This is a genomic window from Halochromatium sp. NSM3 (assembly GCF_059621085.1).
Genome location: NZ_JCAQIA010000018.1, coordinates 1 through 15861 on the forward strand (window position 1 = coordinate 1; position 15861 = coordinate 15861).

Genomic DNA, 15861 nt, shown 5'->3' on the forward strand with positions numbered 1-15861 from the left:
GCCAGCGCCAGCGCCAGCGCCAGCGCCAGCGCCAGCGCCAGCGCCAGCGCCAGCGCCAGCGGCTACCGTATCAGCATCCAGCAGCGCACTGAGCGTATCGGCATCCAGGTTCCCCGGCAGGCGACGCGGGCTCTTTGGCGCACGCAACCCGCGCGCCGGATTGTTGACCACCAGACGCTCGCGCAACAGGAAATCGAAGAAGCCGCGCAATGCCGACAGCTCGCGGGCCAAGGTGCGGCCGCCAATGCCGCCGCGATGGCGGGCCGCGATGTAGCGACGAATCGCCTCATCCCGTAGTTCGGCCCAGTCATCAATGCCCTGCTCGAGCCGCCAACGGCGGATGCGCTCGAGATCGCGCCGATAGTTGCTCAGGGTATGCGGTGAGGCCCGTCGCTCGCTGGCGAGATGCTCCAGAAAACGCACTAGCAAGGGATCTGGCGCCGGCTCGTCGCTCATCGCCGTCATGGACTCAGCCCGCTCGCCCGCGATGGGCCAGGTCCGCCAACTTGGCGCCAGCGATGGCGCCGAGACGCTCGAGCAACTCAGTGCCCATATCTGGGGTGAACCGCTTCGGATCGGCGCTGCCAATCGCCAGCACCCCGGTGTGCTCATGCGCATGCAACGGCACCAGCGCGGCGGAATGGATCGCGACCGAGAGCGAGCCGAAGAACGTCTCGGCCTGCTCCGGCGCGAAGGGACCGCAGAGACAACGGTCACGGTCGACGAAATCGACGAAATCGCGCACCAGTGGATCCCCTGCCCGCTCCTCGCGTTGCTCGGCCTCGAGCGGGAACAACTTGACCGCGACCGCATCCGCCTTGAAATGCTCGCGCAGCGCCTGCTCGAGCACCTGCAAGGCATGTTGCAGATCAGGCGCCACGATCAGGCGCAGGGTCAACTCATGCAGGCGCTCGAGCAGGGCCTCGTAGTCATGCGCGCGCGCGACCAGATGATGCAGCCGGCCACGCTCGTTGGCCAACTGCTCGCGCAGTACCGCCACCTGCCGTTCGATCAGCGAGATCGCACTACCGCTGCCATGCGGCACATTGAGCTTGGCCAACACCGCCGGATGCCGCAGCAGAAAGTCAGGATGATGCACCAACCAGGCCGCGACGCGCTCGTCGTTGACCACCTGGTCCAACTCATCGGTGAGACGATTCATCGGTCGAGTTCTCCATCGAAAACACGCGTGGCCGGCCCGGTCATCGTCACCGGATAGCCTTCGCCGGGCCATTCGATCAGCAGGGTTCCGCCCGGCAGGCTGACCTCGACACGCTCCTCGAGTTCACCCCAGAGGCGGCCGATGACCATCGCCGCGCAGGCGCCGGTACCACAGGCCAGGGTCTCGCCAACACCACGCTCCCAAACCCGCAGCCGGATCGCTGCGGCATGCTGGCGCTGCATGAAACCGACATTGGCCCCGCGCGGGAACAGCGGATCGCGCTCGATGCGCGGGCCGAGTTCGGCGACCGGCGCCTGCTCCAGATCATCGCTGACCGACAACACCGCATGCGGATTGCCCATCGACACGGCCCCGATGCGCAGTGCTCGACAACCGGCACCGAGATCGTAAGCCGGCGCGCGCGAGCGCGCCAGGAGTGGGATGTCGGCAGGCGCGAAGCGCGGCACGCCCATATCGACGCTGACCTGACCGTCGGCGTGCAGTTGCAGGCTGATCGCTCCCGCCGCCGTGCCGACGCGGATCAGATCCGCCTCGGCGAGCCCTTCATCGCGCACATAGCGTGCGAAGCAACGCGCGCCATTGCCGCATTGCTCGACCTCGGTGCCATCGGCATTGAAGATGCGATAGTGAAAGGCGGTCTCGGGCAAGCGCGGCGGCTCGACCAGCAGCACCTGATCGCAGCCGATGCCGACATGGCGATCGGCGAGCTGGCGAACCTGCTCGGCGTCAAGCTCAATGCATTGGCGGATGGCGTCGATGACGACGAAATCATTGCCCAACCCCTGCATCTTGGTGAAGCGCATCCGCATCAGGGCCGCCAACACGCTGGCGCGTGCGCAAGGAACGACGCCCTAGGCGCGGTCACCTCGGGACAGCGCATCATGGCAAGGTCTCCTCGCCGGCGAACAACTCGCTCAAGGTCTCGCGGCGGCGCACCAGATGGGCCTGATCGCCATCGACCATCACCTCGGCGGCGCGCGGACGGCTGTTGTAGTTGGAACTCATCGAGAAGCCATAGGCACCGCTGCCGCGAATGGCCAACAGATCCCCTTCGGCTAACGCCAGCCGGCGCCCACGGCCGAGGAAGTCGCCGGTCTCGCACACCGGACCGACGATCTCGTACAGCTCACACGCGGGCGCGTTGAGCGCGTTCGGGTCAGGGTCTGGATCTGGACGCCGCACCGGCACGATTTCCTGCTCGGCGCCGTAGAGGGCCGGGCGCAATAGATCGTTCATCGCCGCATCGACGATGGCAAAGCGATGCGTCGGCGTCGGCTTCAGATATTCGACGCGCGTCAACAGTACGCCGGCATTGCCGGCGATCGCCCGCCCCGGCTCTAGGATCACCTCGAACGCGCGCTCGCCGAGCCGCTCCGAGAGCGCCGCAGCATAGGCAGCCGGCAACGGCGGATCTTCGTCGGTATAGCGGATGCCGAGCCCACCGCCTAGGTCCAGGTGCTCGATCGCGATACCCTGCGCGGCGAGCCGATCCGCAAGCAGGAGCACCCGCTCCAGCGCATTGATGAAAGGCCCCAGGCTGGTCAGCTGGGAGCCGATGTGACAATCGATGCCAACCACGCGCAACCCTGGCTGCTCGGCCGCGTGCCGATACACGGCCTCCGCCGCTTCGATGTCGATGCCAAACTTGTTCTCCTTGAGTCCGGTGGAGATGTAGGGGTGCGATTGGGCGTCGACATCCGGGTTGACCCGCAGCGAGACCGGCGCCACGACACCGCGCTCAACGGCGATCGCGTTGATGCGTGCCAGCTCGGATTCGGACTCGACATTGAAACAGCGGATGCCAACCTCGAGCGCGCGCTGGATCTCGTCGGCGCGCTTGCCGACCCCGGAGAAGATGACCTTGCTCGGGTCGCCCTTGGCCGCCAACACCCGCTCCAGCTCGCCGACCGAGACGATGTCGAAACCAGCCCCCAGGCGCGCGAGCAGATTCAGGACCGCCAGATTGGAGTTCGCCTTGACTGCGAAACAGATCAGGTGCGGGCGGGTGCCCAAGGCGTCATCGAACGCCCGCCAATGCCGGGACAGGGTCGCGCGCGAGTAGACGTAGCAAGGGGTGCCAAACCGCTCGGCGATGGCCTGCAATGGAACCTGCTCGGCATGGAGCAGGTTCCCCTGATAGTGGAAATGGTCCATGTCGGGGTGAAGGTTAAAAGGTATCGGGCCCGGACGGAGCCACGGGCACGTCATCGCGCACCTCGGGCCCAGCATCCGGAGCCGGCATCGACGCCGCCGGGTTCGCCGCTGGTCTCGCCGCTTCGGATTCAACATCCGGTAGGTACAGCGGGCCCTTTTGACCACAGGCGGTCATCATCTGCCCAAGCGCAAGGATGGCGATGACGAGGTACAGCAGAGAGCGAGCCCAGCAATGCATGGTTCAATCGTGTCGGATCGCGTGTTGTCGAGCAAGCAGCCGGGATCGTCCCGGCTGCTCAGCCCGGGCGACTTACTTGCCGATCACGCCCTTAACGAAGCCAACCACCTTGTCTTGTGCCTCTTTGGCCCAAGGCGGCTGCGGCCAGTTCCAACCAATGATGATGCCGACGACGACACAAAAAATGACAACGAGTAACATCTTCAACCTCCGCCGCTCGTTGGCGGCCTCTGCAACGGTGATGGAAAGCCCCTGAAGTATGAATGACTTTGGGCGCCTAGGCCACCTCTGGCCTAGGAAGCTAGGGCAAGATCGTAATCGGTGTGCCATCAGGGACCAGCGCCCAGATCTCGTCCATCTCCTCGTTACCGACCGCGATACAGCCGTTGGTCCAGTCCTGGCGCCGATACTCCTCGGCCAAGCGCGGCGAGGACAGCCAGTTTGGGAGGCCGTGGATCATGATCATGCCCCCGGGCGAGACACCCAGCGAACGCGCGACCGTGCGATCCAAGGCATTCGGATAGGAGACATGGATGGACTTATAGAACGAACTGTTCGGATTGCGCCAGTCCAGCACATAATTTCCCTCCGGCGTACGTTCATCGCCCTCTTGCACCTTGTGGCCACGCGGCTGGTCCCCCAGCGAGATGCGATAGGTGCGATACACCCCGCCATCCTTGTGTAGCTCGAGCGTGCGCTCGGCCTTCCTGACCAGAACCCGATCGACGTAGAGGCTCAGTTCAGGCTCCGGCTCCGGCTTGGACGCGCAGCCAACGGCGAGCAGCACCCACACGCCGAACAAGCACGCAAGTCGGCCGCTGCGTGCCCGACAGACCCCTTTCCCTTCCCGGCGAGCCTCGGCAGCGAGCAGGACGGCTCGGCGCTGGGCGCGGGTTCCGCCGTCGCCATCGATCATCGACAATCGCATCGTTGTGAAAGCGTTAAGCGAGAAACATCAGGTGAATTCTACTCAAGGCGCACACCTGGAGATAGCCCATCGAGTGAATTTCGCTCGCTGACCCCAGACAGTCGCCTCAAGCCCGCGATTCGACAGCCCAGCCGAGCGCCTGTGCTAGCATCCGCGATGCCTTCACACCTGATCGAGCACTGTCTGAGCCTTCCTTCCGATGCGAATCCTGCTGCGAATCCTGTTGAGCCTATTGCTGCTGGTGGTTCTGCTCGGACTGCTTGCGGCTGTGCTCGGACCCTTTCTGGTGAGCCCCAACCCCGCGCCTGGCGTCGCTGACGCCAGCACCGTCGCGACACCCGAGAGTCGATTCGTTCAGCTGCCCACGGGCAAGGGCGACACCCAAGCATTCCATGTCCTCGCCCATCCAGGCCCTGAACGCCTAGAGCAACAGCGCCAAGCACAACAGCCCCCAGGCAATGCCTCCACTTCGCCCGAGGCCGCATTCGTGCTGTTGCATGGTTTCACCTTTAACCTCTTTACCTGGAACCGGCTGCTCGAGACCTTCGCGCAGTACGGGGCGGTCGTCGCCTACGACCAACTGCCCTACGGCCTGAGTGCGAAGCCGGTGCCCAATGCCGAGCGTGGCGATCCCGACCTCTACAGCAAAGCGGCGGCGCTAGAGCAGTTATTCGCCCTGCTGGACACCCTAGAACTGGAGCGCGTCATTTTGGTCGGTAACTCCTCTGGCGGCACCCTGGCGCTGGAGGCCGCGCTCGCGCAACCCGAGCGCGTCGCCGGCCTGATTTTGATCGCGCCCTGGGTGCACTCCCAGCGCCCGATCCTGCCGGACTGGCTGGTCGGGCTGCCGCAGATGCAGCGCCTCTCCCTGGGCCTGGCGCGCCACCTTGGGGGTCAGAGTCCGCTGCTCGATTACTCCTACGCCGACCCCACAAAGATTGACGAAGAACGACGCGCATTGACCAGCGCGCATCGGCTACTGGCCGGCTGGGATCTGGCCTGGGGCGCGTTGCTGCAACGCTCGCTAACCGACCCTGTCACTATCGCCGAGCGGCTCGACGCGATCGCACAGCCGGCGTTGGTGCTCACTGGCGATGCGGATCAGGTGGTTCCAGTCAGCGATACCGTTGCCACCGCCGAGGCCCTCGCGAACGCCACATTCGTCACCTTGTCCGATTGCGGCCATCTTCCGCAAGAGGAATGTCCGGCTCAGGTCGAGGCCGCAGTCAGCGCCTGGCTCGAAGCGCGCGAACTGGCCCCGACACCCACACCCTGAGCCGCGCTGCAGCAGGTCGAGGCAGCCATCCACACGAGGAGCGGGCGATATGACCGACACGACCGAGCAGACCCTACGGACGAGCCCGACTGCGAACCGCAATGACGATGCGAACCGCGCCGCGAGCAACGCCCCTGTTCCCCGCTGCCTAGTGTTCGGCGCCAGCGGCTACATCGGCAGTCATCTGGTGCCACGACTGCTGCAGGAAGGCATCGCGGTGCGCACGAGCAGCCGCAACGCCGCCACGCTCGCGGCGCGCGACTGGGACGGCGCCGAGATCGTCGCCGCCGACGCGCTCGACCCGGCGAGCCTGGACCAGGCGCTGGCCGGCATCGACATCGCCTACTACCTGGTGCACTCGATGGCTGCGGGTAAGGACTTCGGCCGGCTCGATCTGGAAGCCGCGGCCAACTTCGCCGCTGCCGCCGAGCGCGCCGGGGTCAAGCGCATCGTCTATCTCGGCGGCTTGGTGCCAGACGGCGCCGACAGCGAGCACATCGTCTCGCGCCGCGATACCGGCGATGTGCTGCGCCGCAGATCGGTACCAGTCACCGAGCTGCGCGCCGGCATCATCGTCGGCGCCGGCTCGGCGGCGTTCGAGGTCATGCGCGACCTGGTCTATCACCTGCCGGTGATGATCACGCCGCGCTGGGTGCAGTCCCAATCGCCGCCGCTGGCGCTCGATAACCTGTTGATGTACCTAGTGCGGCTGCCGCAGATCGACGCCGCCGAGGGGCGCATCTTCGATGCCGGCGGTTCCGAGACGCTGACCTATCGGCAGATGATGTGCATCCTCGCCGAGGTCGGTGGTCGGCGCCCACCGTTGATCATCCCGGTGCCGGTCCTGACCCCAAAGCTCTCCGCCTACTGGCTGCGCTTTGTCACCGCCGTCCCCACCAACATCGCCCGCGCCCTGATCGAGGGGCTCAAGCACGATTTTTCCGCCGACGATGCCGAACTCAAACGCCTGGTTCCGCAACAGTTGCTCGGCTTCCGCGAGGCGGTCGAGGCGGTATTCGCGGCCGAGCGCGAGAGCGCGCCGATCGTCGCCCGCTGGATTGAAGGAGCCTTCGCTGTGCGCCAAAAACGCATCGACTATGCCTACTACGCCAAGCGCGCCGGCGGCAGCGCCGAAACCAGCGCACCACCGCACGCGGTCTGGGATCTGGTCTCCGGCATCGGCGGCGATGAGGGCTGGTACTACATGAATGGCCTCTGGCAGCTGCGCGACCTACTAGATTGGCTTGCCGGCGGCCCCGGCGGAAAGCATGGCCGTCGCCACCCGAACGATCTGCGCGTCGGCGATCGCATCGGCTCTTGGAGCGTGCTCGGCATCGAGCCCGAGCGCCGCCTGAGCCTGGCCTTCGGCATGCGCGCACCAGGCGCCGGCATGCTGGAATTTGACTTAGAGCCGCGCGCCGATGGCGGGACCAAGCTCAGCATCACCGCTTACTGGCATCCGGCGGGCGTCTGGGGGCTCGCCTACTGGTTCAGCTTCCAGCCGATGCATCGGTTCATCTTCAGCGGCACGGCCAAGGCGATCTGCCAGCGTGCCGAAGCTCGCTCGGGCTGACGGGAGGCCGCCGGATGGCCGCACCAAAGCCCCCAACCAACCCACGGCATTACAACAATCCACCACTACAACAACCCCAAAGGAGTTCAACATGCACGTCAGCGACTACATGACCGCAACCCCAGTGACCATCAAGACCGGGGCCGACTATCAGGACGCTTTCCAGATCATGGAGGAGCGCGATCTGCACCACCTGCCAGTGGTCGACGCCGAGGGCGCCGTCATCGGTATCCTGGCGCGCCGCGACCTGCAACTGGCCGCGCGCTGCTTCAAGGAAGCGCCAGCCGAAGTCGGCGAGGTGATGCACAGCCCGGTGACGACCATCGCCCCCGATGCCGATCTTGCCGCTGCGGTCGAACGCATGCGCAGTGACAGGATCGGCTGTCTGCCCGTTTCCACCGATGGGGGTCACAATATCGTCGGCATCATCACCGAGACCGATCTACTCAGAGCGCTGGCCTCGTTCCTTGCCGAGCGTTGAAGCTCAGCGAGCCAGTCCGCCGAGAGGTGCCTAGCGCCAACCTCGAACGCGGCTGGCGACGCCCACCAACAGGTGCTTGAAGATTGAGTGAGTCCGCCGCAACTCGACCATAACCTTAGTGTTTGTCGGAGATACGCAGATGAGAATGGACAAGCTGACAAGCAAGTTCCAAATGGCCCTGGCCGATGCGCAAAGCCTGGCGGTCGGGCGTGACAATCAATTCATCGAGCCGGTGCATCTGATGGTCGCCCTGCTCGATCAAGACGGCGGTACCGTGCGCCATCTGCTGGCGCAGGCCGATGTCAGCGTCAATCGGCTGCGCTCGGCGCTCGGCGAGGCGCTTGAGCGCCTGCCGCAGGTCTCGGGGAGTGGCGGCGACGTGACCGTCTCGAATGCCTTGGGAAAGCTGCTCAACCTGACCGATAAGCTGGCCCAATCGCGCAATGATCAGTACATCAGCTCCGAGCTGTTCGTGCTGGCCGCGCTCGAGGACAAGGGCGAACTCGGCAAGCTGCTGCGCGAGGCCGGTGCCAGCAAGGGCGCGCTGGAGAAGGCGATCGAGAGCCTGCGCGGCGGCGAGGCGGTCAATGACCCGAACGCCGAGGAGCAGCGCCAGGCACTCGAGAAATACACCATTGATATGACCGAGCGCGCCGAGCAAGGCAAGCTCGATCCAGTGATCGGCCGCGATGACGAGATCCGCCGCACCATCCAGGTGCTCGCGCGCCGCACCAAGAACAACCCGGTGCTGATCGGCGAGCCTGGCGTCGGCAAGACCGCCATCGTCGAAGGGCTGGCACAGCGCATGGTCAACGGCGAGGTCCCGGAAGGGCTCAAGACCAAACGCTTGCTTGCGTTGGATATGGCCGGGCTGATCGCCGGCGCCAAGTTCCGCGGCGAGTTCGAGGAGCGCCTGAAAGCGGTGCTCAACGACATCGCCAAGCAGGAGGGCAACGTGGTGCTGTTCATCGATGAACTGCACACCATGGTCGGTGCCGGCAAGGCCGAGGGCGCGATGGACGCCGGCAACATGCTCAAGCCAGCGCTCGCGCGTGGCGAGCTGCACTGCATCGGCGCCACTACGCTTGACGAATACCGCAAGTACGTCGAAAAGGATGCCGCGCTGGAGCGACGCTTCCAGAAGGTCTTGGTCAACGAGCCGAATGTTGAGGATACGGTCGCCATCCTACGCGGACTCAAGGAACGCTACGAGGTCCATCACGCGGTCGAGATCACCGATCCGGCAATCGTCGCCGCGGCCACCCTTTCGCACCGCTACATCGCCGATCGCCAGCTCCCGGACAAGGCGATCGACCTGATTGACGAGGCCGCCTCGCAGATTCGCATGGAGATCGACTCAATGCCGGAGGAGATGGACAAGCTCGACCGGCGGCTAATCCAGCTCAAGATCGAGCGCGAGGCGTTGAAGAAGGAGTCCGACGAGGCCTCGAAGAAGCGCCTGCGCGACCTCGAAGAGCAGATCCAGGTGCTGGGGCGAGAGTTCTCCGACCTCGACGAGATCTGGAAGTCGGAGAAGGCTGCGGTGCAGGGCACCGCACACATCAAGGAGGAGCTGGATCGCGCCCGCGTCGAGATGGAGACCGCGCGCCGCGCCGGCGACCTCACCCGCATGTCGGAGCTGCAATACGGGCGCATCCCCGAGCTTGAGAAGCGACTTGCCTCGGCCGCCGAGGCCGATAGCAGCGCCGCGAACCAACTCCTGCGCAACAAGGTCGGCGCCGAAGAGGTCGCGCAGATCGTCTCCAAGTGGACTGGCATCCCGGTCAGCAAGATGCTCGAAGGCGAGCGCGACAAGCTGCTGAAGATGGAGGGCGAGATCGAGCAACGCGTGATCGGCCAGCAGGAGGCGGTGCACGCGGTCAGCGACGCGATCCGCCGCTCGCGCGCGGGCCTGTCCGATCCGAATCGGCCGATCGGCTCCTTCCTGTTCTTAGGCCCCACCGGCGTCGGCAAGACCGAGCTGTGCAAGGCGCTCGCCGAGTTCATGTTCGATACCGAAGAGGCCATGGTGCGCATCGACATGTCCGAGTTCATGGAGAAGCACTCGGTGGCGCGGCTGATCGGCGCCCCGCCCGGCTATGTCGGCTATGAGGAAGGCGGTTATCTGACCGAGGCGATCCGCCGCCGGCCCTATGCAGTGATCCTGATGGACGAGGTCGAGAAGGCGCATCCAGATGTGTTCAACATCCTGCTGCAGGTGCTCGACGACGGCCGCCTGACCGATGGCCAGGGCCGCACGGTCGATTTCCGCAACGCGGTGATCGTGATGACCAGCAACCTTGGCTCCGACATCATCCAGCAGAAGGCTGGCGAGGCGCAGTATGCCGAGATGAAAGAGGCGGTGATGGAGGTGGTGCGCGTCGCCTTCCGGCCCGAGTTCATCAACCGACTCGATGAGATCGTCGTCTTCCATCCGTTGGATGAAGCACAGATCCGCGCCATCGCTGGCATCCAGATCGGCTACCTCAAGGAACGGCTGGCCGATCGCGAGATGGGGCTCACCATCAGTGATGCCGCGCTCGACCTGCTCGGTGAGGCCGGCTTCGATCCGGTCTACGGCGCTCGCCCGCTGCGGCGCGCGATCCGCGCCCAGCTCGAGAACCCGCTGGCGCAGCAGATACTGGCCGGCAAGTTCGCCCCCGGCGATACGATCGAGGTCGATGCCCGCGATGGGCAGTTGGTGTTCGAGTCAGTGGTCGAAGGCGAACTGGTCGAATGACGCCCAGCGCCCGCGAGGGAGCGCGAGCGCTGCTGGATCTCGGTACCTGAGCTAGCGATCAGGGCAGCAGTGCTGTTTTCAGAGCGTACAGCGCATTCCATACGCTGCTTTCCCATCGGAAGATCCGCATCAAGAACAGCGCGATAGTGATCGCAACCGTAATAATGACGCTCCAGCGGGTCACGCTGAAATAGGTCAACAGCCGCTTCTTGCGCTGATCTAGGCTCTCGCGCGTCTCATCGACCTCCGCCCTCTGCTCCTGGAACGACAGCTTCTCGTGCCAACGGCCCAGCAACGCGTTATATTCCTGCGCCGTGGCGAGCAGCGTGTGGCAGTGGCTGTTGAGCAACATCCAGTTGTACAGACCGACGATGAGTACCGCCAACGTTACGACAGCATTCAACAAAAGCGCCTCGAAGGCGCCACCGATAGTCGGCAAAGGTGTCATCTTGGTGACACCGAGATAGAAAGCAACCGGCACGCTCAGCAGCTTCGCGCCCAGATCGTGAAATGTTGCGTTAAGGCGGACCAGATAGTCGCGCTGCTTTTCTTCTAGCTCCTTGCGGACTTCCTCGAAATCGAACTCGCATACAAAAAGCTGATAGCGTTCGCGAAACTCCGTCAGAAACCCAGGCAGGTTGCGCAGGAGCCGGCGGAAACGCTGCTCCGGCTCCGTCTCGTTCGCCAGTCGGTCGCACAACACGGCCTTGAAGATGCTTTTCTTCTGTTCCTTATGCTCGCTGGAACCCAGCAATTCCTTGAGCTGTTCCAGTCCTTGGGCGGGCTTCGCGAGATCGCGAATCTCGTAGTCAATGGGCAACTTCAGCGATGCCTTATGGAGAAAGATGAGCTGCGGCCTACCGCCCCTGCTTTCCATGTGGTCTGCCTGCTGCGATAGCAGGTAAGCCAGGTCGACTGCACGCTGATAGCCAGCGACTTGGCCGGTTGCCTCGTCCTGCGGCAGCAGCACGTCTTCATCAACCAGGTAGCAGGCGGTTGGAGCGTGAGTCAGGAACAGGCCCCTCCCGATTAGGGCTTCGAGGTTTCGATAGACGACGTGGCTACCCGTCGCCCACAGGCTCACCGGCAGCTCGACACGAATCTGACCGCTCACCCCCTGCAAGACGTTGGACCACTCCTTGAGTTCGCCGTCCAGCTCGACCGCATCGTCCAACACCGCATCACGGATCAACAGGCCGAGGGCATCATAGAGCTGGGTGCTCAAGGGCGTGACGCCTGCGAGCATGCCGCTTGTCGCGTCATAGTCCAAGCCGTGCTCGCGCGAGGCACGGCAAACGACGCGTATCGCGGTCAAGTGCTGTCGGCTCAGGCTCACGGCTCGACGCTCAGTGCTGCGGGTTGTCCAACTCCGCCAACAACGCCGGCGGCAGCTCGGTAATCGTTAGATGTCTGGTGTCCGGATCAAAATGCACCGTCTGTTCCAGCAGATCGGCATCAAAACTGATGGAGATCTTGGTGGTCCTCCCCTGATAGCGCACCAGCGAGCGAAGCGCTGTCTTATCAATGGCCGCCAGGCGATTGGTTAACTCGTACTCTTCCTGAGCGATAAACAACATCAAACCGCGCTGTTCTTCGTCCGTCGGCGGGTAATAAGTGTCCAACAGCTGGGAGACTTCTTCGAGTAGGACAGGCTCGTCCCGGTCGGCACGATCTCGGAAAAACTCGCTGACGGTTTTCTTCGCCTGGGTGCTGTCTGCTTCGCTAAGCTCTCGCTCTTCGCAGAACCGCTTCGTGGCCGCCACCAGCTTTCTCGTATCCATCTTCGATGCGGTGTATTCCTGGCAGCCAATGAACTCAGAAAAATACTGGGTTACCTCTCGGGCTTGCCGGCCGATCTTGAAAACAATGTATCGCTCGCTGCCTCCACAACGCCACTCGGTGAGGTTGATGCGCGCGGCCATGTGCAGCGTCTCCAGGTTTAGCTCATCCACCTCCGTGAAGCTGAGATCGGTGCCAAGGCTGATGCCTTGGCGCATCCGCAGCAGCACGACGGACAGGAAGTCGCTGTTCTGGTGCGTGTAGTGGTTCAACAGCAGGTACCCGCCCCGCGCCTGCTGCGCAGACGGCTGGCTGAGCTGGTTCTTCAGCAGCTCTGAAGCGCCGTGGGAGAAAGCGACAAAATCCGTGAAATCGTCGCCATTGAAGTAGGACTGCAATAAGGACTCGAACCCGGTCAGCGGCAACCCCTCGTGCTCAGGACGCTCGAAGCCGCCGATGTTCACGCCCTTGAATAGGCTGGAAAGCTGCGAGCTGACCCGCTCCGCATGCTCGTTGACGGGATTCTCGCGATCGCGAAGTTGGATTGTGGCCGCTTCAGGCGGTTCTTTGGCAACCGCATGGATAATGATGTGCCGGATCGGCATCGAGTCGCCTCCTGCTGTTAGTGCTACGTGCGTTACCAATTCGTGTGGGGCGCTGTGCGCGGTATCGCAGCATGGGTTCCCAAGGCGAGCTTGCGGCACCAAGTCGGGTTTTGCAATCAGACATCTTGCTTTGCTTTCACCGAGGACGATTACAGGCGTGACTGAACCATCGCTGCGTCTCCATTAACGGCCCGGGCAAGCTCAGACATTACTCGCCACCGACTTTGGCGTCAGTGCCCACCTGACTCGACTAGCGTTTTTCCGCAACCAAACGACGGTTCCGGAATCCTGGCGTCGCATTACTGGCGCCGCTGGACCGCCTGCCGAGGCCGTTGACTAAAACGTCAACACGAACTAGCCTTGAGGCATGAACATCGCCGCCTTTCTCAGATACCGCCGCGAGCAGCTTGGCCTATCGCTACGCAGTGTTGCCGGACAATGCAAGATTGACGCGGCGCACCTCTCCCGAGTCGAGGCAGGCGCAAGCCCGCCATCGGGCGCATTGCTGCCAAGACTGGCCGATGCGCTATCAGTACCACTGAATGAGCTGGTGCTGCTCGCTGGCCGTTTGCCTGCACCGCTTCAGGCATTGGTCGAACGGGAACCGCATCGGGTCGCATCGGCCCTGTCCGAGCTAGCCGCTATGCTGATAGCCGAGGAGCAGGCGAACTACGGTGCGCCGGTGGTGCGCGGACGGACCGACCGCGCCATCGAGGACGGTTTTCCGTTCGAGGCGCTGAGCGAGATCGCAGAGGTCGAGAGCTGGCGCAAAGAGGTCTGGCGACCGGTCTATCACACGCACAAATGGTGGGCGCAGCGCCTCGGGAGCGTGTTTCGCGCGGTCGTGCTTGGTTGTGCGGTGCCGCGCGGCAGCGCGGTCATGGAGTTGTACCAGAGTGCGGTGAAGCTGCCCGCGCCAGTCATCTTCGATCCGTTCATGGGCAGCGGCACGACCGTCGGCGAGGCGCACAAGCTCGGCTGCACCGTGGTCGGCAGAGACATCAACCCGGTCGCTTGGCGAGCGGTCCGCACCGCACTCCAGCCCTTGGACAAGCAGCGGCTGCTTGCACACTTCGCCGAGCTGGAAGCGTCTGTTGCGCCACAGATCAAGGCGCTTTATCAGAGCCACGACGACGCCGGCAATCCCTGCGACCTGCTGTACTGGTTCTGGGTCAAGCAGCTGGACTGCCCGGACTGCGGACACGCGACCGACCTGTTCTCATCACGCATCTTCGCCAAGCACGCTTACGTCAAGCGGTATCCACGGGTGCACGCCTGCTGCCCCCATTGCGGCGCTGTGCATGCCGCCTTGTACACGGACGCGACCGCGACCTGTCCAGCCTGCCACACGACCTATGCTCACCACGCGGGCGCGGCGAAGGGCGTGAACGCGACCTGTGGACACTGTGGGTCCAGCTTTCCCATCGCAAAGACAGCCCGCGCCCAAGGCGAGCCGCCACGTCACCGCTTGTATGCCAAGCTAGTACTTCGCGCCGATGGCGAAAAGCAATACCTGTCCGCCACCAGCGAAGACGAGGCGACCTACGCGGCTGCAGCGCAAACGCTTGCGGACCTCGCACCGCCGATCCCGCGCGTGGAGATTACGCAGGGTAATAACACTCGGCAGGTGTTGAGCTACGGGTATAGCCGCTGGGATCAGTTCTTCAATGATCGGCAGCTGCTCGCAATCGGCCTACTCGCCGACGCCATTGGCCGCCTGCCGGTTGGACCCGAGCGCGAGGCGCTGTTCGTGCTGTTGTCCGGTGTGCTGGAATTCAACAATCTATTCGCAAGTTACAAGGGTGAAGGCACGGGCGCGGTACGACACATGTTCGCCCACCATGTGCTCAAGCCCGAGCGTACGCCCATTGAGGCGAACCTTTGGGGCACACCGAAGTCCTCCGGCTCATTTCTGAATCTGTTCCACTCCCGGCTCTTGCGTGCCGTCGACTACAAGGCGGCGCCCTACGAGATCGTTCTCGATCCGGCCGGCGGTCGCCAAGCCGGCAAGAAGGCGGGCCTGAAACTTTACGGCAAGAGTCGGCCCATGGGCGCGCCTGTGCTCGACGCTTGGCCCGAGGAGGGACTGCCTGCGGGTGCCATCTACCTGTCTTGCGGCGACTCCGCCGCGACTGACCTGCCCGACCGCTGCGTCGATGCCGTCATTACCGACCCGCCCTTCTACGACAACGTGCATTACTCCGAGCTGGCGGACTTCTTCCATGTCTGGCAATCGCTATGGCTGGACCCAGCCGCGATACCGCCCGCGGCGACCACCCGCAATACGAAAGAGGTTCAGGACACCGATTCCGGCCGTTTCTCCGACAAGCTGACCGGGGTGTTCAGCGAATGTCACCGCGTGCTGAAGGACGAGGGGCTGTTGGTGTTCTCCTACCATCACTCGCGCGAAGACGGCTGGATTTCGGTGGCCACGGCGGTGCTGAGCGCCGGCTTCAAGCTGGTTCAAGCGCAGCCCGTCAAGGCGGAGATGTCGGTGGCGACCCCCAAGCTAGCGGCCAAATCGCCGATCGACTTAGATGTTTTGATGGTCTGCCGCAAGGCGGCTGACGACCGTCGCCCGCGCTTGCCCGCCGTAGATGCTCTGGAGGCGGCTGAATTGGCAGCCAGCGACAAGGTCGCGCGCTTCAATCGGACGGGACGTCGGCTGTCATTGAATGACGTGCGCATCGTCGTGTTCAGCCAATCCCTGGTCGAGCTCTGCGCAGGTCGCAAAACCGCCGATGTATTGCCTGCATTCGAGCTGGCGCTGACTGACTGCGCCGCGATTTCGCAGCGGCTGTTCGTGGCGCAAGATGAGCGGCAGGCCGAAAGAGTAGCAGCACTGCCGTACAGTGCCATACAGCCGTCGCTCTTCTGAATCCGTCGTCAGGCGCGCACGGGTTT

The 15861-nt window shown here is 63.8% G+C and carries 14 protein-coding genes; 5 read left to right on the forward strand and 9 right to left on the reverse strand.

What is annotated here, in order from left to right; all coding sequences use genetic code 11:
• The 7 genes from AC54T3_RS09300 to AC54T3_RS09330 form a co-directional block, all read right to left on the reverse strand.
• The coding region (locus tag AC54T3_RS09300; RefSeq protein ID WP_496624184.1) for a site-specific integrase at positions 1-456 on the reverse strand (456 nt) is incomplete at its 3' end.
• Positions 457-469: 13 nt separating this feature from the next.
• Entirely contained in the window at positions 470-1162 is a 693-nt protein-coding gene (locus AC54T3_RS09305; RefSeq protein WP_496624185.1) for a DUF484 family protein, read from the reverse strand.
• Positions 1159-1992: a diaminopimelate epimerase gene (gene dapF, locus AC54T3_RS09310; protein WP_496624186.1), complete on the reverse strand. Its 834-nt coding sequence runs from the start codon at positions 1990-1992 to the stop codon at positions 1159-1161. Before dapF ends, AC54T3_RS09305 begins: the two co-directional genes overlap by 4 nt.
• 70 nt (positions 1993-2062) lie before the next feature.
• Complete coding sequence (gene lysA / locus AC54T3_RS09315; protein WP_496624187.1) at positions 2063-3337, reverse strand: diaminopimelate decarboxylase; 1275 nt, start codon at positions 3335-3337, stop codon at positions 2063-2065.
• 13 nt (positions 3338-3350) lie between these two features.
• Positions 3351-3575: an LPS translocon maturation chaperone LptM gene (gene lptM / locus AC54T3_RS09320; protein WP_496624188.1), complete on the reverse strand. Its 225-nt coding sequence runs from the start codon at positions 3573-3575 to the stop codon at positions 3351-3353.
• 72 nt (positions 3576-3647) lie between these two features.
• Positions 3648-3776: a hypothetical protein gene (locus AC54T3_RS09325; protein WP_496624189.1), complete on the reverse strand. Its 129-nt coding sequence runs from the start codon at positions 3774-3776 to the stop codon at positions 3648-3650.
• Positions 3777-3876: 100 nt separating this feature from the next.
• Positions 3877-4491 carry a L,D-transpeptidase family protein gene (locus AC54T3_RS09330; protein WP_496624190.1) on the reverse strand — a complete coding sequence of 205 codons (615 nt, stop codon included), beginning with the start codon at positions 4489-4491 and terminating at the stop codon, positions 3877-3879.
• A gap of 211 nt (positions 4492-4702) precedes the next feature.
• Here AC54T3_RS09330 and AC54T3_RS09335 point away from each other — a divergent pair, with 211 nt between their 5' ends.
• From AC54T3_RS09335 to clpB, 4 genes are all read left to right on the forward strand, one after another.
• Positions 4703-5779 (forward strand): alpha/beta fold hydrolase, encoded by a 1077-nt coding sequence (locus AC54T3_RS09335; protein WP_496624191.1) that lies wholly within the window; start codon positions 4703-4705, stop codon positions 5777-5779.
• Between the two features lie 49 nt (positions 5780-5828).
• The gene (locus AC54T3_RS09340) at positions 5829-7352 is read left to right on the forward strand and encodes an SDR family oxidoreductase (protein WP_496624192.1); all 1524 of its coding nucleotides are present in this window, start codon (positions 5829-5831) and stop codon (positions 7350-7352) included.
• 91 nt (positions 7353-7443) lie between these two features.
• Positions 7444-7833, forward strand: a complete 390-nt coding sequence (locus AC54T3_RS09345; protein WP_496624193.1) for a CBS domain-containing protein — start codon at positions 7444-7446, stop codon at positions 7831-7833.
• Positions 7834-7972: 139 nt separating this feature from the next.
• On the forward strand, positions 7973-10573 hold the full coding sequence (gene clpB, locus AC54T3_RS09350; RefSeq protein WP_496624194.1) for an ATP-dependent chaperone ClpB: 2601 nt from the start codon (positions 7973-7975) through the stop codon (positions 10571-10573).
• 58 nt (positions 10574-10631) lie between these two features.
• Here the strand turns inward: clpB and AC54T3_RS09355 are convergent, their stop codons facing one another.
• Complete coding sequence (locus tag AC54T3_RS09355) at positions 10632-11888, reverse strand: hypothetical protein (RefSeq protein ID WP_496624195.1); 1257 nt, start codon at positions 11886-11888, stop codon at positions 10632-10634.
• Between the two features lie 31 nt (positions 11889-11919).
• Positions 11920-12957 carry a nucleoid-associated protein gene (locus tag AC54T3_RS09360; RefSeq protein ID WP_496624196.1) on the reverse strand — a complete coding sequence of 346 codons (1038 nt, stop codon included), beginning with the start codon at positions 12955-12957 and terminating at the stop codon, positions 11920-11922.
• 367 nt (positions 12958-13324) lie between these two features.
• On the opposite strand from AC54T3_RS09360, the gene AC54T3_RS09365 reads away from it, so the two are divergent.
• A complete protein-coding gene (locus tag AC54T3_RS09365; protein WP_496624197.1) occupies positions 13325-15835 on the forward strand; it encodes a helix-turn-helix domain-containing protein in 2511 nt (836 codons plus the stop codon).
• Positions 15836-15861: the final 26 nt, after the last annotated feature.

Coding starts and splice junctions, on each gene's coding strand:
- AC54T3_RS09305 (WP_496624185.1), bottom strand. CDS start 1,162: ATGAATCGTCTCACCGATGAGTTGGACCAGGTGGTCAACGACGAGCGC.
- dapF (WP_496624186.1), bottom strand. CDS start 1,992: ATGCGGATGCGCTTCACCAAGATGCAGGGGTTGGGCAATGATTTCGTC.
- lysA (WP_496624187.1), bottom strand. CDS start 3,337: ATGGACCATTTCCACTATCAGGGGAACCTGCTCCATGCCGAGCAGGTT.
- lptM (WP_496624188.1), bottom strand. CDS start 3,575: ATGCATTGCTGGGCTCGCTCTCTGCTGTACCTCGTCATCGCCATCCTT.
- AC54T3_RS09325 (WP_496624189.1), bottom strand. CDS start 3,776: ATGTTACTCGTTGTCATTTTTTGTGTCGTCGTCGGCATCATCATTGGT.
- AC54T3_RS09330 (WP_496624190.1), bottom strand. CDS start 4,491: ATGATCGATGGCGACGGCGGAACCCGCGCCCAGCGCCGAGCCGTCCTG.
- AC54T3_RS09335 (WP_496624191.1), top strand. CDS start 4,703: ATGCGAATCCTGCTGCGAATCCTGTTGAGCCTATTGCTGCTGGTGGTT.
- AC54T3_RS09340 (WP_496624192.1), top strand. CDS start 5,829: ATGACCGACACGACCGAGCAGACCCTACGGACGAGCCCGACTGCGAAC.
- AC54T3_RS09345 (WP_496624193.1), top strand. CDS start 7,444: ATGCACGTCAGCGACTACATGACCGCAACCCCAGTGACCATCAAGACC.
- clpB (WP_496624194.1), top strand. CDS start 7,973: ATGAGAATGGACAAGCTGACAAGCAAGTTCCAAATGGCCCTGGCCGAT.
- AC54T3_RS09360 (WP_496624196.1), bottom strand. CDS start 12,957: ATGCCGATCCGGCACATCATTATCCATGCGGTTGCCAAAGAACCGCCT.
- AC54T3_RS09365 (WP_496624197.1), top strand. CDS start 13,325: ATGAACATCGCCGCCTTTCTCAGATACCGCCGCGAGCAGCTTGGCCTA.